Raw genomic sequence first — 22,279 nt, 5'->3', positions numbered from 1 at the left:
GGAGCCGGAGCAGCCGTAAAGGGTCTTGTTGATCAGAGTGTAGGTGGCGCCGCCGCCGCACTTGATCAGGCCGGACAGCAGGAACTTCGGGCGGCGTGCGAGATCGCGGCGCAGGGGAGCATCCTCCGGCGCGGCGAAGTTCATCATCTCCCGCACGGCATCCTGCCGCGCCTTCACGCGTTGCCAGAGGTCATCGTCGATGATCCGCAGGTGCTCGACATACTCAATCACCCATCGAGGGCTATCCGGATACACCCGGTCCGCAGTTCGAGGCACAAGACCAACGGGCGCGGCAGGCGGAAGCGGCGGGTTTTGGCGCGCTCTGGCTACGCGACGTTCCATTCGAGGATCCCACCTTCGGCGATCTGGGACAGATCCATGATCCGATGGTCTACGCAGGTTGGCTTGCCGCTCATACGAAAGAAATTGCGATCGGGACCGCCGGTATCGTTGCCCCCCTTCGCAACCCCGTTGAAGTCGCCAAGCAGGCCGCAAGCCTTGATGGCTTGACGGGTGGACGGTTCCTTCTTGGGCTGTCGAGCGGCGACCGGCCTACCGAGTATCCGGCATTCGGCGTCCGTTCGAGGACCGCGCAGACCGGCTGCGTGAGGCGCGGACGCTGATCGGCGTTCTGACCGAAAGGTCTTATCCCTCGTTCGAAACACGGCATTTCGGCAGGTTGACGGGAAATCTCGATCTCGTCCCGAAACCCGTTTCAGGCTCCAGGTTGCCCATCCTCGCCATCGGGCGTGGCGGGCAGACCATCGATTGGATCGCCGAAAACATGGACGGCTGGATCTGGCATTACAGCGACCCGCGCCGTCTAGCGGAGGTGATTGCCCTTTGGCGCGAGGCGGCAGGCCCCGCAAAGCCTTATGGCTATGGGACGTTCTTCCATCTCGACCGGGACGCCGACGCTCCTTTGCAACCGGGTCGCTGGCTGGCCGGAGGCCGGAAGGCACTTACCGACTTTTGGCTGCGGCAACGGGACGAGGGGGTCGCTCATGTCGCCCTCAATCTCAAGCCCATGCGACGGGCTGCGTCCGAAATGCTCGACGAGTTCGGCGATCATATCATTCCCCGGCTGCTGCATTAAAGCCGCCCATCTCAAAAAGGAACACCCATGTCCCGCAAGTATGTTTTCAACCGCACCGGCGGTCCTGACGTCCTCGAACTCGTTGATGTGGACGTGCCGCAACCTGCCACGGGCGAGGTGCGCATTCGTGTGAAGGCGATTGGTCTGAACCGCGCCGAAATCATGTATCGCACCGGCGCCTATGTCATCGAACCCACTTATCCGGCACAGCTTGGATATGAGGCGGCAGGCATCGTTGATGCGGTCGGTGCAGGCGTCAGCCATCTTGCACCAGGTGATACGGTCAGCGTGATCCCCGGCTTTGCCTTCACGGATTACGGCATGTATGGCGAACTGGTGAATGCGCCCGCCCGTGTCGTGGTCAAGCATCCCGATGCGATCGGCTTCGAGCAGGCGGCGGCAAGCTGGATGATGTTCGTCACGGCTTATGGCGCACTGATCGAATACGGTTCGCTGGCCGCAGGCGATACAGTGCTGGTCCGTGCCGCATCCAGCAGCGTGGGCCTTGCCGCCATTCAGATTGCCAACATGGTGGGCGCACGCCCTATCGCGATCACCCGGGGCACATCGAAGCGCGACGCTTTGCTGGAGGCTGGCGCGTCGGCGGTCATCTGCACGGAAGAGCAGGACATCGTCGCGGAAGTTGCCCGCCTCACCGACGGCAAGGGTGCGAAGATCGCGTTCGATCCCGCAGGTGGCGCCGAGGCCAGTAAGCTCATCCGCTCGCTCCACCAGGACGGTATTTTCTTCCAGTATGGCGCTCTGGAACATGGCGACATCCCGGTTCCGGTGATGGACCTGCTGGGCAAGCACCTGACGATCCGCGGCTACGAACTGTTCGAGATCACTACTGATGACGAGAAGCTCGAACGTGCCAAGGAGTTTGTCACGGCGGGGCTCGCCTCTGGGAAGCTTTCGGCGAAGATCGACCGCGTGTTCGAGTTCACGGAAATGGCTGCGGCCCATGCCCATCTCGAAAGCAACACGCAGGTCGGCAAGGTCGTCGTGCGAGTTTGATAGAAGACAGGCCGCCCTGAATTCAAGGGTGGCTTGTCAGCTCATGAGCGGCTTTGGCGGAGGACTGCCCCCGATCGACATTCTGTTGCGGTCGCTTCATATGGCCGAAAAGGCAATCGGTTTCCGCGAGAACATCGAGGCTCTGATAGCCGCCATGGCGCTGCACGAGGTCCATCCGGTCATCGAAAAGGTGCATTCCCCGGCGGACTAGCGGGACGCCTACCGCTGGCTCGCCAGCGGTAATCATGTCAGCCAGGTCGTGATCGACGTCGCCAACTTATCGTCCGCCGTCGGGTCGCGGTGGAGTTTCTGGGAGGCACGAATGGCAGCATAGGACTCGAGCGCCGATACTGCCCTAACTGTGTCTGGTGTCGGCCGTGCGTTGAGGACAGGACTAGCGGACTCTCAGGACCGGGAGCGCTTACCGGCCGTCTCACATCGCAGGAACGCCCAATCCACCAGCGCCTCGATGGAGGGGCCGAGCGCCTTTCCCATGTCGGTCAGGGCATATTCCACGCGCGGGGGCACCTCCGGATAGGCGGTCCGGATCACAATGCCGTCCTTTTCCAGCTCCTTAAGCTGCTGGATGAGCATCTTTTGGTTCACGCCGTCGATGCGGCGCTCCAGTTGAGAGAACCGCAGCGGGGCCCTGGCCGCGAAGAGCTGGACGATGATGACGATCTTCCACTTGCCTTCGAGCACCCGCAGCGTCTCGCTGGTGGCGGCCGCCCAGACGAGCTGCTGTTTCGGATCATCGCATCGCCAGTCGCGTTCCATGACTTACCTTTGAGTGTGTTACCGACTTTTTAGTGGGTTCTTGCCGATATCTTACCTGTTGCTCAAATAGCGGTCATGACGCGGCCTTGTAAGGCCGCCTGAACATTGCAAAGGGCATGACATGAAAATCGGCATCCTCGGCACCGGCCATATCGGCAAGACGCTGGTGAAGGAACTGAGCGCAGCAGGACATGACGTCAAAGTGGCCAACTCGCGCGGGCCGGAAACGATTGATGCCGAACTCCTGACTGCCGGAGCGCGGGCCGTCACGACGCAGGAGGCGCTGCGCGATGTCGAGGTGGTTATCCTCTCCATCCCCCTCAACGCCATTCCGAAGATCGCACCCCTTGTTGCAGACCTGCCCGACGAGACGGTGGTGATCGACACGTCGAACTACTACCCATTCCGTGACACCAAGATTGATGCGATCGAAGCGGGTCAGGTGGAAAGCCTGTGGGTCGCGGAACAGCTCGGTCGTCCCATCGCCAAGGCATGGAATGCGATCGGTTCGGCGTCGCTGGGACGTAAGGGAAAGCCGAAAGGGGATGCTGGACGCATTGCAATTCCGGTCGCGGCCGACCGGAATCGCGACCGCGAGGTGGCGATGGCCTTGGTTGAGGACACCGGTCTGGACGCCGTCCATTCCGGCACGCTTGCGGACTCGTGGCGCCAACAACCCGGTGCGCCGGTCTATTGCACCGACCTGATGCACGACGAGATCGAGGGGGCTCTGTCCGCAGCCGAACGCGCTCGGCTGCCCGCTCGCAGGGATTTGGGCGTCGCCGTGATGCAGGAGCGGCTAGGGGATGGCACGACCAATCCCGATGAGGAATGGGGCGTCCGGCTGGTCCGCGCCATCAACATGTAAGCGATCTTCGCACCCACACAGACAACAGAAGGCGACACGACATGAAAGCTGTAAGATGGACCTCCGGCGACAAGCCGGACCTTGAACTGCATGACGAGGCGACCCCAACACCGGGTGCCTACGACGTCCTGATCCGCGTCGAAGCGGCCTCGCTGAATTTCCGCGATCAGGCGATCCTGGACGGGGCCTATGGCGGCCCGACACAGCCCAATGGCGTTCCGCTCTCAGATGGTGCGGGCGAGGTTGTCGCCGTCGGGGACAGGGTGACCCGCGCCAAGGTCGGGGATCGCGTAGCGGCCTCCTGTCACCCGCATTGGATCGGCGGCCCCCCGCGTCCCGAATACCAGATGGACAGCCTCGGGATGACCACGGACGGCATGCTGGCCGAGAATATTCTGGTTCACGAGAACGCGGTCGTGCATATCCCCGCCTACATGTCCTACATTGAAGCGGCCTCGCTGCCCTGCGCTGCCGTGACCGCATGGACTGCCCTCAACCTGTCCTCTCCGCTTCAACCGGGCCAGACCGTGCTGGTGCAGGGCACGGGCGGAGTGGCGCTCTTCGCATTGCAGGTGGCCCGCATGTTCGGTGCCCGTGTCTTCGCCATCACGTCCACCGAGGCGAAGGCTGAAAAGCTCAAGGAGCTGGGGGCGGAGGCGGTCGTCAACTACCGCGCCTTCCCTGACTGGGAGAAAGAGATCCTCGAGCTGACCGGCGGCAAGGGCGTGGACAAGGTGATCGACATCGCTGGCGAGAAGACCATCGTGAAATCCGCCGCCGCGACCCGGAAGGGCGGTGACATCTCTATCGTCGGCTTCACAAGCGGCTTTGGCGGAGGGCTGCCCCCGATTGACATCCTGTCTCGGTCGCTGCACGTGGCCGGAACGGCGATTGGCCCCCGCGAGAACTTCGAGGCCCTGCTGGCCGCCATGGCACAGCACGACGTCCATCCCGTCATCGACAAGGTGTATCCGTTTGCGGACTACCGCGACGCCTACCGACGTCTCGCCAGCGGTGATCATGTCGGCAAGGTCGTGATCGACGTAGCCCACTAAGCGCCCGCCGTCACCTGAGGATGGGAGCGCGATCCTGTCTTCAGGCACGAACGCCGGCTCAGGGCTCTTCATGTCAATTCTGGGAAAAAACCGACATTCGCCGTGAAAAGTAATTTCTCTGAGCAGGTGCCGACAGTCTACCTCCGCAATGAGACATCGGTCATTGGACGCAGATAGGCACGTCGCTTCCTCAATCAGCCAGCACTCTTCCATTCGACCGGCGTGACGTAGATGATACTGCCGTCTACGCTGACCATCACATCACCGTCCTGAACGTTGACCTGCACCTTCATGGAGCGGCTGGCGTGTTTTCCAAGTGCAGCGGACTCCTCCTCGGATATCTTCACGACCTGAAGGTTGGCAAACCGAGTGGTGCTGCTCCTGATCTTCTCCCACCAGATCTCGGTCGTTCGTCCACCGTAGCAATAGACGATGACCTCTTTGGATTTGCTGCAGGACTGCCGGACGACTTTTTCGCTTGGAAGCCCCAGGGCAACCCAGAGTTCAAGTTCTCCGCTCAGGGTCTTCTGCCAGATGTCCGGCTCGTCATCCGTCGAGAGGCCTTTGGTCATCTCCAACTGCTCGTGGGCGTTCAGGGCAAAAGCGAGAACGCGCACCATCAACCGCTCGTCCGTCTCCGAGGGATGTTTGGCAACGGTCAGCTTATGGGTCGCATAGTAGTGGCGATCCATGTCGGACACGGAAAGTTCGACTTTGTGGATGGTGGATTTCTGCGCCATGATCTGGCCCTGTATGATGAAGATCGGATGCTTAAGACGTGCGACGGCCCAATGAAAGCGGAAAGGAACCCGTGATGATACGTGAGTTTCAGCACTCGACTGCCGTTGCGAGGCCCGACCCGATGTCTAACTGTTCTTGCCCTCGATGTTTTGTCGGGGGACTTCGAGACAGATGAACCACACCGCCGAAGATCTGAGAACCTGTCTGACGTCGGGTGCCACGGCCAGTGGCGTGCTCCGCGACTGGTGTGTGCGGCATTTCGGGCCCGGGAGTCTTATGGCGCAGGTTCTGGAAGACCGCGCGGCCGAGGATGGCCGACGGCACCGGCGCGTGGAACTGCTCTGGCAGGACACAGCTGTTTCCAGTGCTGTGAACATCTATCTGCCTGGGGGGCTGCCTGAGGATGTTCGGCACCGGATGCTGCATACGGCTGTGCCTTTCGGAGTGCTGCTCGCAAGCGCCGGACTCGTGCGACGCACGACTCGTGCGCGGCTGCTCCCCATAGAGGGTCCGTATGTTCTTGAGGTTCACGCCACACTGGCCCTACCGGGACAAGGGGATGTGGCTTTTGTTCGTGAATTTTACCGCAGCACACTTATCGGCTGATGGCGTTGGCGCTGCCGCAAACTGATGAAGCGCCATACGCGCTATCCTTGCTTGTCATCCAGAAAGGACGAGCGGCCACTCGGACACATTCTAGTAGCGGATGGGACGAAGCTGCCGTTCTCATACATCAAATTATGTCACGCATGCAATTCCATCACCACGCTGCATACAGCAGCGGCATCTCCTTGTCGTGATACTATTTAACTTGCCTAAAGCACAGATTCGGGGAAAAGCTATCTCAAGCGCATTACCAAAATTGGCTTTTTTTCACCCAAGAGTGGAGTTGTCTCGAATGAAAACAGAAGCGGATTATTTCCGCGAGCTTATCAAGCTATGTAGAAAACCTGGGTTTGCGCACGCAATATCATATTTTTGCTGCAGAGACAACTGGATTGGCTTCAAGGCCCAAGTCACCGGCGAGGAAATTGCAAAAAAGAAAACTCCGCAACGCCTCATAAGAACTGAGATCGGGACTTTGATCGCGGGCCTTTTAGGAGGTCAAGGATCGACTGCCATCCCTAGCGTTCAAGAAATGGCAGAATACATACTAGGATCGCAGAAATTACTCGAAGATATTCATAACTGCATGATTAGAGACGCTTTTTCGAGTTTTCAGCCAGGTATTTCTCCCGTTTTTACTGGAGAGGGAATGAGGGAGGCAGCATTCTATTCAACAGAAAGTGCTTTCTTGTTTCAATATATAGATCTTGCGGAACTGCGCTACGCAAATGATGATAAATGGCTGTCTGACAATATGGGATTTACCGCAAAGCACGCCAAGACGATAGCAAATGCCATATCTGAAATTCAGTCGAGAAAGGGCATAGATCAGGTAAAGCGCCTCAGAGACACTCCTCCTGAACGTCGGACGATGCTCCCGGCATTCGAACTTGAAATAGCGGAGGTGGTTCAAGCTTCCGGTCTTTCGCGCGATATTGTTGACGCGTTCTTCAGAATGTTTTCTTGTGATGTTAACTTCGAAAACGAAAAATTTACTTCAGTCACAGAATTTAGCGTGACGTCGGTAAGGCCAATACTAATATTGGAAGAAAAATTCTACCTTTTCCAGACCGTTAGCCTTGCAGAAGCAATTTATGAATCTCCAGCCCATTGGATGTATCAGGACAAGGAGTATAGGGCACAGGCATCTAAGCACAAAGGTGCATTCACGGAGCAAGTTACTTATGATTTCTTGTGTCGGATATTCGGCAAGGAGCACGTTTATCAGAATCTGGATATCTACGATGGTGCGAAAAAGGTCGGTGAAATCGATGTATACGTCTCCTTCGGTGAGATCGGCATCGTATGTCAATGCAAGTCCCAGAAGCTGACAGCCGCCTCTCGAAGTGGAAATTTAGCGAGGATTCATAAGGACTTTCAACTCGCGATCCAAGACGCTTACGACCAGTGTCGGAGCTGTTTCGACGGACTGGGAATGCGAGGTGTGGTTTTGAAAGATGCCGGTGGAAATAAGCTAGAGCTCAGAAAACCTGATCGAGTATTTCCAATTTCCGTGATCTCGGATCATTATCCAGCCTTAAGCATACAAGTTAACAGCTTCCTTAAGACTGACCCAATCCATGGCTTTGAAAATCCTCTTTGCATTGACCTCTTCACATTAGATGTTCTTTCCGAAATAGTTTCTTCCCCCATTCGGGTTCTGGCCTACCTTGAGAGGCGATCCCTATATTACGGCCGGGTTATGACTACAAATGAACTGGCCGTATTGGGCCACTTCCTGAAAGTCAACCTTTGGTTCGATGACCAGTGCGATATCCTGAACTTAGACGACAGTTTGGCGAGTGACATTGATGCAGCAATGATTGTTCGTAGAGAGGGCATGCCAGGTAATGATACCCCCGAAGGACTGTTAACTCGTTACAGAGATACTTTCGTTGGTCGTGCAATTGATAGTGTTGACCGAAATCCAAACGCGCTCTGTGTGGAGCTCGGTCTAACTTTACTGGAGATCGGCGAAGATGGTGTGAATACTATAGAGGCTCTCGTCAAAAAACTGGCAAGGAAAGGACACGGTGACGTCACTCTGCCCATGGAGAACCGCTCATCAGGCTTAACTATTCATTGCAACAGCCACCCTCAGTTTATCGCCGAACCCTCATTGCGGGAGCACATGGTGCGGCGAAAGTATTACCAGCGAGCAGATAAGTGGCTGGGCCTTGCCGTAGACTCATGTAATATGCAGATACGGTTTGGTGCTTATTTGCGGCAAAAGCACGTATTTGATTATGCGCTGGAAGGATCAATGGCTTCAGCCCCAAGCTTGGTGAAGACAGAAGATTTCTTGAAGAGGAGGGGGCCTCGAGACATCGGGCGCAACGATCAGTGCATTTGCGGAAGCGGAAAAAAGTTCAAGAAATGCTGCGGTAATTTCTAATTTACTTTTTGTATATGGATTTCGTTGGATATTCGCTCAACTGGACATCCCTTATGCGCTCTCGAGTGTCCGCTAAGGGGCTTTCGCGTCGCCAAGCAATGAATGGCGTTCGCTCTGGATGAAGCGCCAGCTTCGGAGCACGCTTCTGCCACCTGTCGACATCATGGCGCATCCCTTGTGCCATCCGATCTGGGGCTTTCACGTCTTGGGCGGCACTTTCGTGGCGCTTTCCAACCAAACGTTCAGAAGGGGCTTCCAAAGCAACCGAACGATCAATCACTCTTCGGAAGTCGCATGCAGGCGAAACTTAAGGATGACGGTGTCACCCATGTCAGTCGGCATTGCCTGACAAGTCAATTATCCCGCATGATCGCTTGCGTTGCTCGTTCGCATCATCGGTTCAGCCGCCATCATTTGCAGACGGCCCGTTGCGAATTTCACGAATGCATCGGCTCCTTCGCTCGCCTTCGGTCCCAACGGCTGGACGAAGGACAGCCGGTTCGGCAGGGTGGGAACGAAGGGGCGCACCTCAATGTCGAGGTCGACGCATTCCTGCACCAGCAACCCGTTTACGATGGACACGCCCAGCCCTGCGGCAACGAGGCCGCAAGCCGTGGAAACGGAATGCGCTTCGGCCACGACATCCTGCACGATACCGGCCGATTGGAAAGCAAGATCGACATCGCGGCGTGGCGCGCGCCGCCATCCCAGAAGCACAAGAGGGACGCCGCTGAGGTTCTGAACCCTTATCTCGGCAAAGCTGGCCAGTGGATGCCCCTTGGGCATGATGCACACGGAGGGCGCGGCAATCACGCCACCCAGCTGAAACCCCGGTTCACTGAACGGCAACCGCAGCAGACCGATGTCCACGCGACCGTCGCGCAGCATACGCTCCGTCGCGTCATAGGGGCCGCTCGTCACGTCGAAGCGGAAGCCGGGGTTGGTGGCACAGAATTCGGCGATGAGCTGGGGAAGAATGGTGCGGGTGATGCTTGACGGCACGGATACAGTGATGAGTGCACGTGTGCGCTGACCACTGCGCATCCCTTGAGCGGCCTCTTGCAACAGAAACGCCCGTTCCAGCACATCGCTTGCAAGGCGCTCCAGCTGCTTGCTTCCGTCCGATGGAATCAGGCGTGCAGGGTCCCGAACGAACAGCTGCAGATCGATATCTTCCTCAAGTTGCACAAGTCGTCTGCTCACTGCTGATTGGGAAATGCCTAAATATCGGGCAGCTTCCTGTGTCGATCCAGTTTCCATGACGGCTCGAAACGCTTCAAGATCTGTAAGTTTCATTCTCTGAACTCCCGCAGCCTCCGACATCCATCCCGACACAAAATCTTTACATCATGGCATGTTGAAGATCATCCCGCTTCCTAAGTTATGACGTTTTCGCCCTCCCGTAAGCAAGGCAATGCGCGACTCGCATAGATCAATTCGCTTTCTTCATACTATTGCGCGACAGGAATCATTGCCTGCCTTCTCAGTGAAAGCCCCGTATCCAGAAAAGGAACGTAGCCGTGTCCATGCCTCCTCCCGCTTCCTTGTCATGATCGCTTTCGTCATACGCCGGCTCATGCAGTCGATGCTCGTTCTGCTGGTCACGTCGGTCATCGTTTTTGCAGGCGTCTATGCCATCGGCGATCCGTTGGAGATCCTGCTGCCTGCCGATGCCACGATGGCCGAACGGGCACAGGTCACCCGCTCCCTCGGCCTCGATCAGCCGCTGCCGATGCAGTATTTAGGCTTCCTGTCGCGCGCGCTGCAGGGGGATCTGGGCACCTCCTTCGTCTACAACCAGCCATCGATCGACGTTATCCTGCAGCGACTTCCGGCGACGCTGGAACTGGCATTCTGCGCACTGTTCCTGTCGCTGGTCCTCGGTATTCCGCTGGGTCTTCTGGCTGGGCTGCGGCCGAACACCCTGACGGAGGAGACGGTGATGACCGGCTCCATCCTTGGGTTCTCTCTGCCAAACTTCTGGCAAGGCATGATGCTGATCATGATCTTCGCGGTGTTTCTGGGTTGGTTGCCCTCCACGGGCCGCGGCCAGACCGGCACCATTCTCGGGATAGAGACCAGCCTTGCGACCATGGACGGCATCCGCCACCTGATCCTGCCCGCCTTGAATCTGTCGCTGGCCAAGATCGCGCTGGTCATCCGCCTGACACGGTCGGGCGTGCAGGAAACGATGCCGCTCGATTACATCAAGTTCGCCCGTGCGCGGGGCCTCTCTTCGCGCCGGATCGTGTTGGTGCATGTGCTCAAGAACATCATGATTCCGATCATCACCGTCGTCGGGGTGGAGTTCGGATCGCTGATCGCCTTTGCCGTGGTGACGGAGACGATCTTCGCCTGGCCCGGCGTCGGCAAGCTGATCATCGACAGCATCAATATCCTCGATCGCCCCGTCGTCGTCGCCTACATCCTCGTGATCGTGACGATGTTCATCTGCATCAACCTGATCGTGGACATCCTCTACTCGCTCCTCGATCCCCGTATCAGGAGCCGCCGCTGATGACCGCCTTGTCCCCTCCACGCCGCCTGATTGGCGATGGCGTGCTGAAAACTTCGCTTCAAGGTATCCTGCGCAGCCCCAAGGCGACCGTTGCCCTGGTGATGTGCATCCTGCTGGTAGGCGCCGCAGTCTTCGCGCCGTTGCTGGCACCACAGAACCCTTACGACCTGATGCAGATCGACCTCTTCGACAGCAAGCTGCCGCCGATGTCCGACGGGTTTTCCGGTATGACCTATGTCCTTGGCACTGACGGCCAAGGCCGCGACATGCTCTCGGCCATGCTCTACGGGCTGCGGACCTCGCTTGCGGTGGGGCTGATCGCGGGTGTGATGGCACTGGCCATCGGCGCGACGCTTGGCCTTCTGTCGGCTCAGGTCGGCGGGCGGCTCGACGCCGTTCTCATGCGGTTCGTGGACCTCATGCTCGGCTTTCCGACAATCCTTGTGGCTCTGATGATCCTTGCGGTCTTCGGTCAGGGGACCTTGAAGGTTATCCTCGCACTGGTTTTCGTGCAGTGGGCCTACTTTGCCCGTGCCGCCCGCGCGGCCGCGCTGGTGGAGGTGAACAAGGACTATATCGAGGCCGCCCGCTGTCTTGGCCTGTCGCGCGCCCGTATCCTGTTCGGGCACCTTTTGCCGAACTGCCTGCCGCCCCTGATCGTGATCGGCACGATCCAGGTGGCCAGCGCCATCGCGGCAGAGGCGACTCTTTCCTTCCTCGGCATCGGCCTGCCCATCACCGAGCCATCACTGGGGCTGCTGATCTCAAATGGTTATCAAGTGCTGCTGGCGGGCCTTTACTGGATCAGCGTGTTCCCGGGCCTTCTGCTACTGACGCTTGTGTTCTCCATCAATATCGTGGGCGATCGCCTGCGCGAGGTGTTCAACCCGAGGCTGGTAAAATGAACAAGACCCCCGTGTTGGAACTACGCGATCTGAAGACGCATTTCTTTACACCCGCAGGTGTCATCAAATCGGTCGACGGCGTGTCGCTGACCGTGGGGCGGGGGGAAATCCTCGGCCTCGTGGGGGAAAGCGGATCGGGCAAGTCGATCACCGGCTTCTCCGTCCTCGGGCTGGTGGACGCGCCGGGCCGGAATGCAGGCGGGCAAATCCTGTTCAAGGGCGAGGATCTGGTTGGCATGCCCGAACGCCGGGTCAGGACGCTGCGCGGCAACCGCATCGCGATGATCTTCCAGGATCCGATGATGACGCTGAATCCCGTTCTTTCGGTCAAGACCCATATGGTCGAAACCGTGCTGGCCCATGAACGGGTCAGTCGTGTAGAGGCCCTTCGACGCTCGGTGGAGGCACTGGCCATGGTCGGGATCCCCCAGCCCGAGCTGCGCATCGAAAGCTACCCGCACGAATTTTCGGGCGGAATGCGCCAGCGCGTGGCCATTGCCATCGCGCTGCTGCACAAGCCTGACCTCATCATCGCGGACGAGCCAACCACGGCACTGGACGTGACGATCCAGAGCCAGATCCTCGCGCAGGTGCAGACGCTATGCCGCGAGCTTGGAATGGGACTGATCTGGATCAGCCACGACCTGGGGGTGGTGGCTGGATTGGCCGACCGGATTGCCGTGATGTATGCTGGCAAGATCGTAGAACAGGGCACTGTGGACGAGGTTCTGGATACGCCTCGCCATCCCTACACCAAAGGGCTGATCGCGTCGGCACCCATTGCCAACGAACGCGGCGCGCCCCTGCGGTCCATCCGCGGGTCGGCCCCGCCGCCGCTGAGCCGACCTGAAGGCTGCGCGTTCCGCACACGCTGCGATTTCGCCACCGATGTCTGCCGGAACGAACCTGCGGAGACGAAGGAAGGCATGCACGCCTTCCGCTGCTTCCACCCCCTGGGATCGGAGACCCGCCCATGACCGTTCCTTTCGCCGAGGCGGTCAACGTCTCCAAACACTTCACGACCGAGCCCGATTTTGCAGAGAAGATCGCGATCCGGCTGGGAGCGGCCAGCCCGCGCCGCACGGTGCATGCCTTGGACGGTGTCGACCTGTCGATCGCCAAGGGCGAGGTCGTGGGCCTTGTCGGGGAATCCGGATGCGGCAAATCCACCCTTGGCCGTGTGATCGCCGGAATGCTGCCGGCAACCGAAGGCGAAGTGAAGCTGAACGGTCAGAGCCGTGCCTCCCTCTCCGGCAAGGCAGCGCGGCACGCACGATTGAACACCCAGATCATCTTTCAGGATCCGATGTCGTCGCTCAATCCGCGCAAGAAGGTGACGGAGATCATCGGCGAGGCCCCCCTTGCGCATGGCCTGATCCGGCGCGGGGAAAAAGAGGCGCTGGTCACGCGTCTGCTGGAAACGGTCGGCCTCGATCCGTCCATGCGTGACCGCTATCCACACCAGTTTTCCGGTGGTCAACGGCAACGCCTGGGGATCGCTCGTGCGCTGGCCGTGAACCCGCAATTCCTTGTCTGCGACGAAAGCATCGCGGCGCTCGACATCTCTATTCAAGCGCAAGTGCTGAACCTGTTCATCCGCCTCAAGGATGAATTCGACCTGACATACCTGTTCATCAGCCACGATCTGAGCGTGGTGCACCACATCTCGGACCGGGTGGTGATCATGTATCTGGGGCGCATCGTCGAAAGCGGTCCGACCGCCGCGATCTTCGCCGAACCGAACCACCCCTATACGGCAGCGCTCTTGTCCGAAGTGCCGCGCATCGACCGCCGCCACCGCGCCTTCAGTCCGGTCAAGGGAGAGATACCCTCGCCTCTCGCCCCGCCGCCGGGATGCCATTTCCACCCCCGCTGCCCCTTCGCCATGGACCGCTGCCGCACGGAACGCCCGGCGCTGCGCGATCTCGGGGCAAGGCGGCACTCTGCCTGCCACCTCAACGATATGGGCGAACGCCCGCGCTTCACGCAAACCGACACCATGGGAGTCTGACAACGATGACGCTTTTCAGAAACGTTGCCCTTGCGGGGCTGATGCTCGCCTCGACCGCCTTGACGGCGATGGCGCAGGATCTGGTAATCGGCCGCTCGACCGAGCCGTCGGCGATCGACCCGCAGTTCTCGCGCACCGGCAACAATCAGATGACGGCCGACAATATCTTCGGCACGCTGCTGTCCACCGACGAGAACCTGCAGATGCACCCCGCGCTGGCCACCGAATGGAGCAACACGGACGAGCTGACCTGGGACATAACCCTACGCGAGGGCGTGACGTTCCACGACGGGTCCGCGTTCACCGCCGATGATGTGATCTTCTCGTTGGAGCGGACGGACGAGGTTCCGAACAGCCCCGCGCCGTTCACCGATAACGTCAGCTCCATCGCCTCGATGGAAAAGACCGGCGATCACAGCATCCGCATCGTCACGAAGGCCCCGAACCCCGCCTTGATGGAGCAGGTGGGCCGCGTGTTCATCATCTCCAAGGCTGCGGCCGAGGGCGCGACGCTGGACGACTTCAACTCGGGCAAAGCAGCAATCGGCACCGGCCCCTACCGCTTCGTGTCATGGAAACCTGCGGAATCCCTCACGATCGAGCGGTTCGACGATTACTGGGGCGACAAGCCGGAATTCGCCACCGTCGAATATCGTTTCATCACCAATGATGCTGCGCGCTCGGCTGCACTCCTGTCAGGTTCTGTCGACCTGATCGACGCGGTGTCCCCGTCCGATGTGGCGACACTTGAGCGCAATACCAACATCAAGGTCTACGGGATTGAATCGGGACGTTTGATCTATCTTGGCCTGTCGATGCGCGACAGCGCGCCCGGAGTGACGGATCTCGCAGGCGCGCCGCTTGACAGCAACCCCTTCGACGACGCGCGCGTGCGCAAGGCCGTCTCCATGATGATCGACCGTCAGTTGATCATCGACCGCATTCTCGGCGGCGCTGGTGTGGCCTCGGCGCAGATCGTGCCCTCGGTGCTGGGCGGCTATGCCGAGGACCTGAAGGCCGTGCCTGCCGATCCGGCAGCGGCGAAGGCCCTGTTGGTTGAGGCGGGCTATCCGGATGGTTTCGGCATCACGATCTACTCCTCGAACAACCGTTTCCCCGGAGACGGCGATCTGGCGCAGGCCCTCGGTCAGATGCTCGCACGCGGCGGGCTGAAGGTGAACGGGGTGGAAACGCTGTCCTACAACGTCTATGCCGCCGCCGCCTCCAAGGGCGAATACGGTGCCTTCGTCTTCTCGCTCGGCTCCTCCACCCCGAACTCCGAGGCCAACCTGCGCTCGCTCCTGCAGACCTACAATGCGGACGAGGGCACGGGCGGCTTCAATCGCACCCGCTACAGCAACGCCGACTTCGACAAGGCGCTGCAGGACGCAATGCAGGAATTCGACTCCACCACCCGCAACGAGAAGCTGGCGGCCGCGACTCGCATCGCCATGGAAGACCAGGCGTTGGTTCCGCTGTATTTCCAGAAGGTCTACTGGGCCTCGAACACCGAGATCGACTTCATCCCCAACCTGGCTGAGCGCACCGTCGCTAGCGATGTCCGGAGCGCTGCAGAGTGAAGATCGAGACCCTGACCCTCGCGTCGGCCACGCCCGTGGCCGATGATGTCGTCGTCCACCGCGACGTGATGGTGCGGATGCGCGACGGCGTGCATCTGGCCACCGACATCTACCGCCCCGCCGGCGTCGAGACACCGTTGCCGGTCATCTTCGAGCGCACCCCCTATGACAAGTCGGGCACCCCACGCACCGAGTTCAGCGTGAACGCCCCGACCCCGATGTCACGCCCCAATCTCGCGATCTATCTGGCCCGCAAGGGCTATGCGGTCATCTGGCAGGATTGCCGGGGCCGCTACAAGTCCGAGGGCGTGTTCACCAAATACCTGTCCGAAGGAGAGGACGGTTTCGACGCGATGAAATGGATCGCGTCCCAGCCTTGGCAGAATGGACGCGTGGGCACCATGGGCCTGTCCTATGATGCGCATACGCAGATGGCGATGGCTTGCCTGAACCCACCCGGGCTTACTTGCATGGCAGTGGATTCGGGTGGCTTTTCCAACGCCTTCACCTGCGGCATCCGGCAGGGTGGAGCCTTCGAGATGAAACAGGCCACCTGGGCCTATCACCGCGGGATCGAGGCGGGCGATGCCACCGCCGCCCGCGCCATCGAGGCCGAAAACCTGCACGACTGGTTTGGCGCGATGCCTTGGACGAAGGGCCGCTCTCCCGTCCGGTGGAACCCGGAATACGAGGATTACCTGCTGGAGCAGTGGCAGAACGGCACCTTCGACGACTTCTGGAAGAAGGTCGGCATCTACGCCGCGGGCTATTACGATGTGTTCCCCAAGGTGCCCACGATCTTCATGTCGAGCTGGTATGACGCCTATGTCCACACCACGCTGGAGAACTTCACCGGTCTGAAGGGCGATCCCGACCGCCCACTGGCGCTGATCATGGGCCCGTGGACGCATGGCAACCGGTCCCGCAGCCTGTTCGGAGATGTTGATTTCGGGCCGGAGGCGACCTTCGATGGCCAGATCGACGAAAGCTGGCTCGCCTATCGCGAGAAGTGGTTCCTGCGCTGGCTGAAGGATGACCAGTCTGCCCAACAAGCAGGGCGCGTGCACCTGTTCCTGATGGGCACTGGACCGGGCGGCAAGACCGCAGCGGGTAATCTGAACCACGGCGGCCGGTGGATCGAAAGCACCGACTGGCCGCTGCCCGAAGCGCAGCCTCTTGATCTGTATCTGACGCCGCAGATGTCACTTGCACGCGATCCAGTAGCTCAAGGCACGATCAGCTACGACTATGATCCCGCCCATCCGGTCCCGACCATCGGTGGATCCCTGACCTCGGGCGAGCCGATCTTCACCGGCGGCGGCTTCAATCAGGTGGAAGCTGAAGAGTTCTACGGCTGCACCCGCCCGGGAATGCCCTTGAATGCTCGCCTTGACGTGCTGTCCTTCGAGACGGAGCCGCTGGCCGAGGACACCGCCGTCGCGGGGCCTGTGGAGGTAGAGCTCTGGGTGTCGACCGACGCGCCTGATACCGATTTCACCGCAAAGCTTGTGGACGTGTATCCCCCGTGCGAAGATTATCCGCGCGGCTATGCCCTGAACATCACGGACGGCATCTTCCGCTGCCGCTACCGCAACGGCTTCGACAGGCCAGAGCTGGTGACAAACGGCGAGACGTTCCGCATCTCGATCACCCCTTTCGCGACGGCCAACGTTTTCAAGAAGGGACACCGCATCCGGCTCGACATCTCCTCGTCGAATTTTCCGAAGTATGATGTGAATCCGAACACCGGTGAACCAGAAGGCACAAGCAGACGGCGTCAAATCGCCCTGAATACCATTCACATGGGGGCGAAGAGGCCGTCGCGGATCAAGCTGGCTGTCATTCCGGCCGGGACCTGAGACGAAATACCAGTCCGGCTGGCGGCAGACATGGCGTCTGCCGCCAGCCACCGGACGCTTTCACATCTGCCGGGACAGGCAATACAGTCGTGCAGATCGGTCGGGCGCGATCCAGCTTGCGCTCCAACGCATATCCGGCCGGAATGATAAGACGTCATCGTCACGCATGAACCGATGCCGGATCCCATATGCGCGATACTTAGTTTGCCTACACGACAGCCACGATATGACCGCATCAACGCCTCTCTATTTCGACATCTGCCTATTCGTTTCATCCACATGCTCCACGTGAACAAGGGAGGGGAAGACATGTTCAAGGTCGCACTTGCCGCCATTCTGTCAACTGTCGGGACCGCGGGCCTGATCCACGCTCAGGATGTTGGCCTCGTCAACTCCGGCACGCCTGAGCCGGAGTGTCGGGCGCGCGTCAACTTCGACCGTAATGCCGACATGCCGGGTTACGGCGATGATGCTGGCATCTGCCAGCCCTTCATGCCGACCAATCAGCTGGTTCCTGCAGATTTCGCGGGCGAGAATTTCTATGTCGAGGAATTTACGGACGCGCGGATCCGTGAACGCTGGGAAGATTGCAAACTGGACGAGGCTTGTGCGGCCGCAGCCCGAAAAGGCGCGCAGAATTTTGCCAAGTTCGAACCAAGAGATACCGGCACTCTCAATTCGATCGGCAAGATCGATCAGGAGGGAGACGTCGACCTTGCAGGCATTCGTCGCCCTGCGTTCTTTGCAGAAAAGCCCTATGCCGAACCGATCGGGCAGGCAGAACAGCATACCTATACCGTCGAATTCACCGTTCCCCCGACTGCCTATGAACAGCGTCAGCTGGATAAGACGGACGATATCAAGCTTCGCGGCTGGTATCTCGTAGGGGCAGGGGTGACGCACGATGCGGAACCTCTCCGGCGCGCCCTCGTGATCCTGAACAATGGCGGCGGAAACGAGATCACCGCGATTGACGAGCCGGGTTTCGAAGGCGTCGTTTATGACGAGGAGACGAAGGGCTTCGTGCAGGGTGGCAACGGCGCATCCGAAGAACCGGGAATGCGGCACTGGCGCGGTTTCGCCCATGCTTTGCATGCGGCTGGTTTCGACGTGCTGATCACTGACCGGCGCGGCAACGGAATCTCAGGCGGTGTCCACGGCTACGATACGGCCGAACAGGCGAATGACATCTTTCGAGAGCTGGAGCAGCTTGCATCGGGCGAAGGGTTGCGTGTCCTGACGCCGGACGGAAACCTGCTGACAGGTATGGACTCATCGAACGCGGTCATGGCCGGCGCCGACCCTGCCGCGATGCCCGTCGTGATCGGTGGATATTCACGCGGCTCCTATGCCACCGCGTGGGCCATGCACAAGAACTTCGTCGAAAACTGCGACCGGAATGGCGCAGGTGGGACCTGTGCGCCGCCGATCGGGAATGCGAACATCAAGGGCGCGATCCTCTATGGCCCGAATACGGCCGGGTTGGGATACCGCGTGGCGGGGCATGATATGGTCGAAGCGGCGCTGCGGACGGAATTTGATACGACCTACTACGTGGACTCGGATGTCTTTGCCAATGTTGGCAAATGGCCTGCACTTCAGATCGTGCGGGGAACGTGGGATTACGTCGAAGGGCTGGAGGGATCCTTTGCCGCCTATAGTAACGCGCAGGAACCCAAAGACATCTTCGTGTTTCATGGACCGCATGCGCTTTCGACCCAGCATCCGGAAAACATGAGGCTGGTGGGAGAACGCTTCGTCGCCTTCGCCAAGGCTGCCGTTCTTGGTCAGCCTCAGGTTGATGGCGCAAACCGTCCTGCTGACCTGAAGGAGCTGGTCCTTTCCGCACCACCTTATTGGGAGATCACGACGGATCCCCAGAGCCTGCGTGTCCAGTCGCAGTGACGTCCGGTGGTGTTTGGGTCCATGCTTGACGGCTGCCCATCCTCGCAAGCGTTCAGCCTTGGCATACTGTGGATCGCCTGAAATGGTCATGAATTCGATCGGAAAGAGCTTGGCAAAGGCATGGGCGGGGGGACCGCACGGTTTCACACTCTAGACGCCAAGCAGTCGCTAGAACTTCCCCCTAAGCTGTTCAAGGATTAGAGGGAGTTCATGAACATCAGACCATCGCGGACAACCGAGGTAGGTTACTGCGGCTGCAGGCTCCCGCAACCATCGACACAGACTCCGAAGAGTCAGCAGCCCCGACACACCGTCGGGGCTTTCTGGGTTCGTGCATGGTGCCCCGGACCTGAAGGGCGGCCGACACGCCGTCTTCCGCAAGGCGCAGGATGCCTGCCAAGTCGCCCACCAATTCCATGCGGTGTCCGCCCGGCGCACCCACCTTCGGGATCATCCGCACCTCCGAAATCAAACCCCGCAGGATCTCCGACGCCTCACGCTTCATGCTCGGCGCCTGAAGCGCTTCCGACAGGCGCCCGATCTCCGACCGATAACGTGCGCCAAGGCTCGGGTGAAGCCGCAGGGCAGGGGGCTCGGGGCGGTCCGCCAGCGTTTGGCCAAACTCGATCTTCCGGGCTTCCAGCCCGTCCATCTTCGCCTTCATCGACGGGTAATACATGCCGTCCTCGATCGCCCGGAGCAGGCTCGCGATCTTCGTCTCGATCTTCGCCAGCTCGCGCTCTGCCTTGACCCGATCCGCTTCGGCATTGCCGGCGGCTGCGTTGAAGGCGCGGCGATATTCCTCCGCGAAGGCCACGATCAGTTCGGGATGCAGGAGCCGCTCGCGCAGGCCGCCGAGGACCCGTGCCTCGACGTCCTCCTTCGTGATGGTCGCCCGATTGGTGCAGTGGGTCGCTCCCTTGTTCCGTGCGCCGCTGCAGCCGTAGCGGGTGTGGTTCAGCAGCGAGTAGCCCGAACCGCAGCACGCGCAGGTGAGAAGACCTGAGAGCAGGTATTCCGGGCGCCGCGCGCGGCCGATGTCGGGACGCTCCATCTTGACGCCCGCCGGGTTCATTGCCTCGCGGATCGCCCCTTGCCGGTCCTTTACCCTCTGCCAGAGCGTTTCGTCGATGATGCGGAGTTCGGGGACCTGTTCGGTGATCCACGCCTCGGGTGGGTTCGGCCGCGCTTGGCGCTTGCCGGTCTCGGGGTCCTTCACGAACCTCTGCCGGTTCCAGACCAGCTGCCCAATGGGCGTTGTTGCAGAACTCGGGGTTGAAGCGTGATGTCCCCTGACCCCGCTGACCTTATGCCACGCGTTCGATCTCGGCGGTGCCGAGTGCGCTGAAGCGGTTCATGAGGGCGATGCGGATGTGGATCTCAGCGGTCTGGCGGTCGGGGTCTCTTGGGGCGATCCGCTCGCCGAAGGATTCGAGGCAGCGCATTCTGGCCTCGATCCGACTTCGGACATGATAGCCGGACCACGGTTTCCAGTTGGCCCGACCGAAGCGCTTGGTTGCCCGGAGGATGTCGTTGCGGGCACGGGCGGCCGGGCATTCCTCCTTCCAGAGGCGTCCGTTCCGACGGATCGGGATGACGGCCGTGCCGCCTCGGTCCAGAATGGCGGCGTGACACCGGCGGGTGTCGAAGGCCCCGTCGCCGGTCACGGTGCCGATCTGCTCCTCTGGCGGGATCTGGCTCAGCAGGTCGGGCAGCACCGGGCTGTCGCCTTCGCGGCTCGAGGTGAACTCCACCGCCCGGATGTTGCCGGTGGCCGTGTCCATCGCCAGATGAACCTTGCGGTATTGGCGCCTGCGGCGTGTGCCATGCTTGCGGGCCAGCCAATCACCATCGCCAAGGAACTTGATCCCGGTGCTGTCGACCAGAAGGTTCAGCGGCCCCGTTGCACGACGGTGGGATATGTCGACCACCAGAGATCTCTGCCGCCGGCTCAGGGTGGAGAAGTCTGGCACCGGCCAGTCAAGACCCGCCATCTTTAGGACGCTGGATACCATCCCGGTCGTCTGCCGCAGCGGCAGGCCGAAGAGCACTTTCACCATCAGGCAGAACTGGATTGCCGCATCAGAGAACACCGGCGGACGACCTGGACGCCCCGCTCTGGTGGCCAGCCAGACCATGTCCTTGTCCAGCCAGATCAGCAGCGATCCGCGCCGCCTCAACGCCTCATTATAGGAGGACCAGTTCGTCGTGCGGTAACGGGCAGCTTCGGGTTTGCTCATGTCGAGACGCTTACCCTACCAGGCCAGCCGCGTGAATCCTCCGGCAGCCCCAGTTCTGCAACAACGCCGGTGCAGAAGCTGATCGAACTTGGCGTGGGCAATGCCCATCTTCTGACGGTAGGCACGGCTATGGACGGACCCGTCGCCGGTTTCGGCCGCCGGTTTTGGTCCTGGTTGAACGGCAAGGCGCCTCTTGACATCTCGGCGATGCAATCTATTGGGGTGCGCAGCCTTGCCTATAGCGGCCGCTATCTGCTGGTGCCTTATACGATGCGGCTTCTGGCCAAGGTGGTAAAATCCGCGCCAGGTGCGGCGGAGGCTCGCATGGAGATTACCCTGGCGGTAGCTGACAAGTCACGGGACGCACCCCGGTTCCAGCACGACACCTTCCCCTCCGATACCACGCGACGCGAAGTTATGAGGCAGATGTTGACTGGGGCGCAGGTCAACCTGCTTTCAAAGTCGCAAATGGATCATGGCAGAAGCTTGACGATCACATTGAACGATGGGCGCCAACTCACACTCCATCTAGATCAGGGCTTCGGGGGCTGGAGGGTCGATGGAACGCATCGGCATGATTTCGGGGCAGCAGAAGCTGCGCAGGTACCCTGCCGCGACACTTCTACTTTGTCGAACCCGCGCCGTTTTCCGGTTGATGACAACAGTTCGATTAGCTTCTGCGGGGCGGGTTCGTGACCAGCAACGG

Annotated in this window: 18 protein-coding genes and 2 pseudogenes; 14 read left to right on the top strand and 6 right to left on the bottom strand. The window is 60.1% G+C overall.

The window, feature by feature from the left end:
* Positions 1-231: pseudogene (locus ACSHZY_RS17485) on the bottom strand (recombinase family protein); the annotation flags it as partial.
* A gap of 2 nt (positions 232-233) precedes the next feature.
* Between ACSHZY_RS17485 and ACSHZY_RS17480 the strand changes: the two are divergent.
* Positions 234-1,096, top strand: a pseudogene (locus ACSHZY_RS17480) (TIGR03571 family LLM class oxidoreductase).
* A gap of 27 nt (positions 1,097-1,123) precedes the next feature.
* Entirely contained in the window at positions 1,124-2,113 is a 990-nt protein-coding gene (locus ACSHZY_RS17475; RefSeq protein ID WP_435171313.1) for a zinc-dependent alcohol dehydrogenase family protein, read from the top strand.
* 405 nt (positions 2,114-2,518) lie between these two features.
* On the opposite strand, the gene ACSHZY_RS17470 is transcribed toward ACSHZY_RS17475, so the two are convergent.
* Positions 2,519-2,890, bottom strand: coding sequence for a winged helix-turn-helix transcriptional regulator (locus tag ACSHZY_RS17470; RefSeq protein ID WP_435171311.1), 372 nt, complete (start codon positions 2,888-2,890; stop codon positions 2,519-2,521).
* Between the two features lie 121 nt (positions 2,891-3,011).
* Here ACSHZY_RS17470 and ACSHZY_RS17465 point away from each other — a divergent pair, with 121 nt between their 5' ends.
* A complete protein-coding gene (locus ACSHZY_RS17465; RefSeq protein WP_435171309.1) occupies positions 3,012-3,758 on the top strand; it encodes an NADPH-dependent F420 reductase in 747 nt (248 codons plus the stop codon).
* Positions 3,759-3,799: 41 nt separating this feature from the next.
* Positions 3,800-4,813, top strand: a complete 1,014-nt coding sequence (locus tag ACSHZY_RS17460) for a zinc-dependent alcohol dehydrogenase family protein (protein ID WP_435171307.1) — start codon at positions 3,800-3,802, stop codon at positions 4,811-4,813.
* 194 nt (positions 4,814-5,007) lie between these two features.
* Here ACSHZY_RS17460 and ACSHZY_RS17455 read toward each other — a convergent pair whose 3' ends face one another.
* Positions 5,008-5,553 carry a YaeQ family protein gene (locus ACSHZY_RS17455; protein WP_435171305.1) on the bottom strand — a complete coding sequence of 182 codons (546 nt, stop codon included), beginning with the start codon at positions 5,551-5,553 and terminating at the stop codon, positions 5,008-5,010.
* 172 nt (positions 5,554-5,725) lie between these two features.
* Between ACSHZY_RS17455 and ACSHZY_RS17450 the strand changes: the two genes are divergently transcribed.
* Both ACSHZY_RS17450 and ACSHZY_RS17445 read left to right on the top strand, forming a co-directional pair.
* Positions 5,726-6,160, top strand: coding sequence for a hypothetical protein (locus tag ACSHZY_RS17450; protein ID WP_435171303.1), 435 nt, complete (start codon positions 5,726-5,728; stop codon positions 6,158-6,160).
* A 292-nt stretch (positions 6,161-6,452) separates the two neighbouring features.
* Positions 6,453-8,555 carry a YecA family protein gene (locus ACSHZY_RS17445; protein WP_435171301.1) on the top strand — a complete coding sequence of 701 codons (2,103 nt, stop codon included), beginning with the start codon at positions 6,453-6,455 and terminating at the stop codon, positions 8,553-8,555.
* Between the two features lie 357 nt (positions 8,556-8,912).
* Here the strand turns inward: ACSHZY_RS17445 and ACSHZY_RS17440 are convergent, their stop codons facing one another.
* On the bottom strand, positions 8,913-9,851 hold the full coding sequence (locus ACSHZY_RS17440) for a LysR family transcriptional regulator (RefSeq protein WP_435171299.1): 939 nt from the start codon (positions 9,849-9,851) through the stop codon (positions 8,913-8,915).
* A gap of 253 nt (positions 9,852-10,104) precedes the next feature.
* Between ACSHZY_RS17440 and ACSHZY_RS17435 the strand changes: the two genes are divergently transcribed.
* The 7 genes from ACSHZY_RS17435 to ACSHZY_RS17405 all read left to right on the top strand — a co-directional run bounded on the left by ACSHZY_RS17435 (position 10,105) and on the right by ACSHZY_RS17405 (position 19,333).
* Positions 10,105-11,073 (top strand): ABC transporter permease, encoded by a 969-nt coding sequence (locus tag ACSHZY_RS17435; RefSeq protein ID WP_435171315.1) that lies wholly within the window; start codon positions 10,105-10,107, stop codon positions 11,071-11,073.
* Positions 11,073-11,978, top strand: coding sequence for an ABC transporter permease (locus ACSHZY_RS17430; protein ID WP_435171297.1), 906 nt, complete (start codon positions 11,073-11,075; stop codon positions 11,976-11,978). The genes ACSHZY_RS17435 and ACSHZY_RS17430 overlap by 1 nt, the downstream gene beginning before the upstream one ends.
* On the top strand, positions 11,975-12,955 hold the full coding sequence (locus ACSHZY_RS17425; protein WP_435171295.1) for an ABC transporter ATP-binding protein: 981 nt from the start codon (positions 11,975-11,977) through the stop codon (positions 12,953-12,955). Before ACSHZY_RS17430 ends, ACSHZY_RS17425 begins: the two co-directional genes overlap by 4 nt.
* A complete protein-coding gene (locus ACSHZY_RS17420; protein ID WP_435171293.1) occupies positions 12,952-13,989 on the top strand; it encodes an ABC transporter ATP-binding protein in 1,038 nt (345 codons plus the stop codon). Before ACSHZY_RS17425 ends, ACSHZY_RS17420 begins: the two co-directional genes overlap by 4 nt.
* 5 nt (positions 13,990-13,994) lie before the next feature.
* Positions 13,995-15,569 carry an ABC transporter substrate-binding protein gene (locus ACSHZY_RS17415; protein WP_435171291.1) on the top strand — a complete coding sequence of 525 codons (1,575 nt, stop codon included), beginning with the start codon at positions 13,995-13,997 and terminating at the stop codon, positions 15,567-15,569.
* The gene (locus tag ACSHZY_RS17410) at positions 15,566-17,428 is read left to right on the top strand and encodes a CocE/NonD family hydrolase (protein WP_435171289.1); all 1,863 of its coding nucleotides are present in this window, start codon (positions 15,566-15,568) and stop codon (positions 17,426-17,428) included. Before ACSHZY_RS17415 ends, ACSHZY_RS17410 begins: the two co-directional genes overlap by 4 nt.
* 309 nt (positions 17,429-17,737) lie before the next feature.
* Complete coding sequence (locus ACSHZY_RS17405; RefSeq protein WP_435171287.1) at positions 17,738-19,333, top strand: alpha/beta hydrolase family protein; 1,596 nt, start codon at positions 17,738-17,740, stop codon at positions 19,331-19,333.
* A gap of 217 nt (positions 19,334-19,550) precedes the next feature.
* Here the strand turns inward: ACSHZY_RS17405 and ACSHZY_RS17400 are convergent, their stop codons facing one another.
* Both ACSHZY_RS17400 and ACSHZY_RS17395 read right to left on the bottom strand, forming a co-directional pair.
* The gene (locus tag ACSHZY_RS17400; protein ID WP_435171285.1) at positions 19,551-20,552 is read right to left on the bottom strand and encodes a recombinase zinc beta ribbon domain-containing protein; all 1,002 of its coding nucleotides are present in this window, start codon (positions 20,550-20,552) and stop codon (positions 19,551-19,553) included.
* Between the two features lie 88 nt (positions 20,553-20,640).
* Positions 20,641-21,573: an IS5 family transposase gene (locus tag ACSHZY_RS17395; protein ID WP_435171283.1), complete on the bottom strand. Its 933-nt coding sequence runs from the start codon at positions 21,571-21,573 to the stop codon at positions 20,641-20,643.
* A gap of 69 nt (positions 21,574-21,642) precedes the next feature.
* Between ACSHZY_RS17395 and ACSHZY_RS17390 the strand changes: the two genes are divergently transcribed.
* Entirely contained in the window at positions 21,643-22,269 is a 627-nt protein-coding gene (locus ACSHZY_RS17390; protein WP_435171281.1) for a hypothetical protein, read from the top strand.
* Positions 22,270-22,279: the final 10 nt, after the last annotated feature.

This window comes from Falsirhodobacter sp. 1013 (assembly GCF_051195255.1).
Lineage (GTDB): Bacteria > Pseudomonadota > Alphaproteobacteria > Rhodobacterales > Rhodobacteraceae > Falsirhodobacter.
Note: the sequence above shows the minus strand (reverse complement) of the source record. Positions and strands in the feature narration are given on the sequence as shown.

Excerpts from the sequence above, each read along its gene's own strand:
- ACSHZY_RS17415 (WP_435171291.1), top strand. The coding sequence starts at position 13,995 with ATGACGCTTTTCAGAAACGTTGCCCTTGCGGGGCTGATGCTCGCCTCG.
- ACSHZY_RS17435 (WP_435171315.1), top strand. The coding sequence starts at position 10,105 with ATGATCGCTTTCGTCATACGCCGGCTCATGCAGTCGATGCTCGTTCTG.
- ACSHZY_RS17455 (WP_435171305.1), bottom strand. The coding sequence starts at position 5,553 with ATGGCGCAGAAATCCACCATCCACAAAGTCGAACTTTCCGTGTCCGAC.
- ACSHZY_RS17475 (WP_435171313.1), top strand. The coding sequence starts at position 1,124 with ATGTCCCGCAAGTATGTTTTCAACCGCACCGGCGGTCCTGACGTCCTC.
- ACSHZY_RS17445 (WP_435171301.1), top strand. The coding sequence starts at position 6,453 with ATGAAAACAGAAGCGGATTATTTCCGCGAGCTTATCAAGCTATGTAGA.
- ACSHZY_RS17395 (WP_435171283.1), bottom strand. The coding sequence starts at position 21,573 with ATGAGCAAACCCGAAGCTGCCCGTTACCGCACGACGAACTGGTCCTCC.
- ACSHZY_RS17450 (WP_435171303.1), top strand. The coding sequence starts at position 5,726 with ATGAACCACACCGCCGAAGATCTGAGAACCTGTCTGACGTCGGGTGCC.
- ACSHZY_RS17405 (WP_435171287.1), top strand. The coding sequence starts at position 17,738 with ATGTTCAAGGTCGCACTTGCCGCCATTCTGTCAACTGTCGGGACCGCG.
- ACSHZY_RS17460 (WP_435171307.1), top strand. The coding sequence starts at position 3,800 with ATGAAAGCTGTAAGATGGACCTCCGGCGACAAGCCGGACCTTGAACTG.
- ACSHZY_RS17420 (WP_435171293.1), top strand. The coding sequence starts at position 12,952 with ATGACCGTTCCTTTCGCCGAGGCGGTCAACGTCTCCAAACACTTCACG.
- ACSHZY_RS17470 (WP_435171311.1), bottom strand. The coding sequence starts at position 2,890 with ATGGAACGCGACTGGCGATGCGATGATCCGAAACAGCAGCTCGTCTGG.
- ACSHZY_RS17430 (WP_435171297.1), top strand. The coding sequence starts at position 11,073 with ATGACCGCCTTGTCCCCTCCACGCCGCCTGATTGGCGATGGCGTGCTG.
- ACSHZY_RS17440 (WP_435171299.1), bottom strand. The coding sequence starts at position 9,851 with ATGAAACTTACAGATCTTGAAGCGTTTCGAGCCGTCATGGAAACTGGA.
- ACSHZY_RS17465 (WP_435171309.1), top strand. The coding sequence starts at position 3,012 with ATGAAAATCGGCATCCTCGGCACCGGCCATATCGGCAAGACGCTGGTG.
- ACSHZY_RS17425 (WP_435171295.1), top strand. The coding sequence starts at position 11,975 with ATGAACAAGACCCCCGTGTTGGAACTACGCGATCTGAAGACGCATTTC.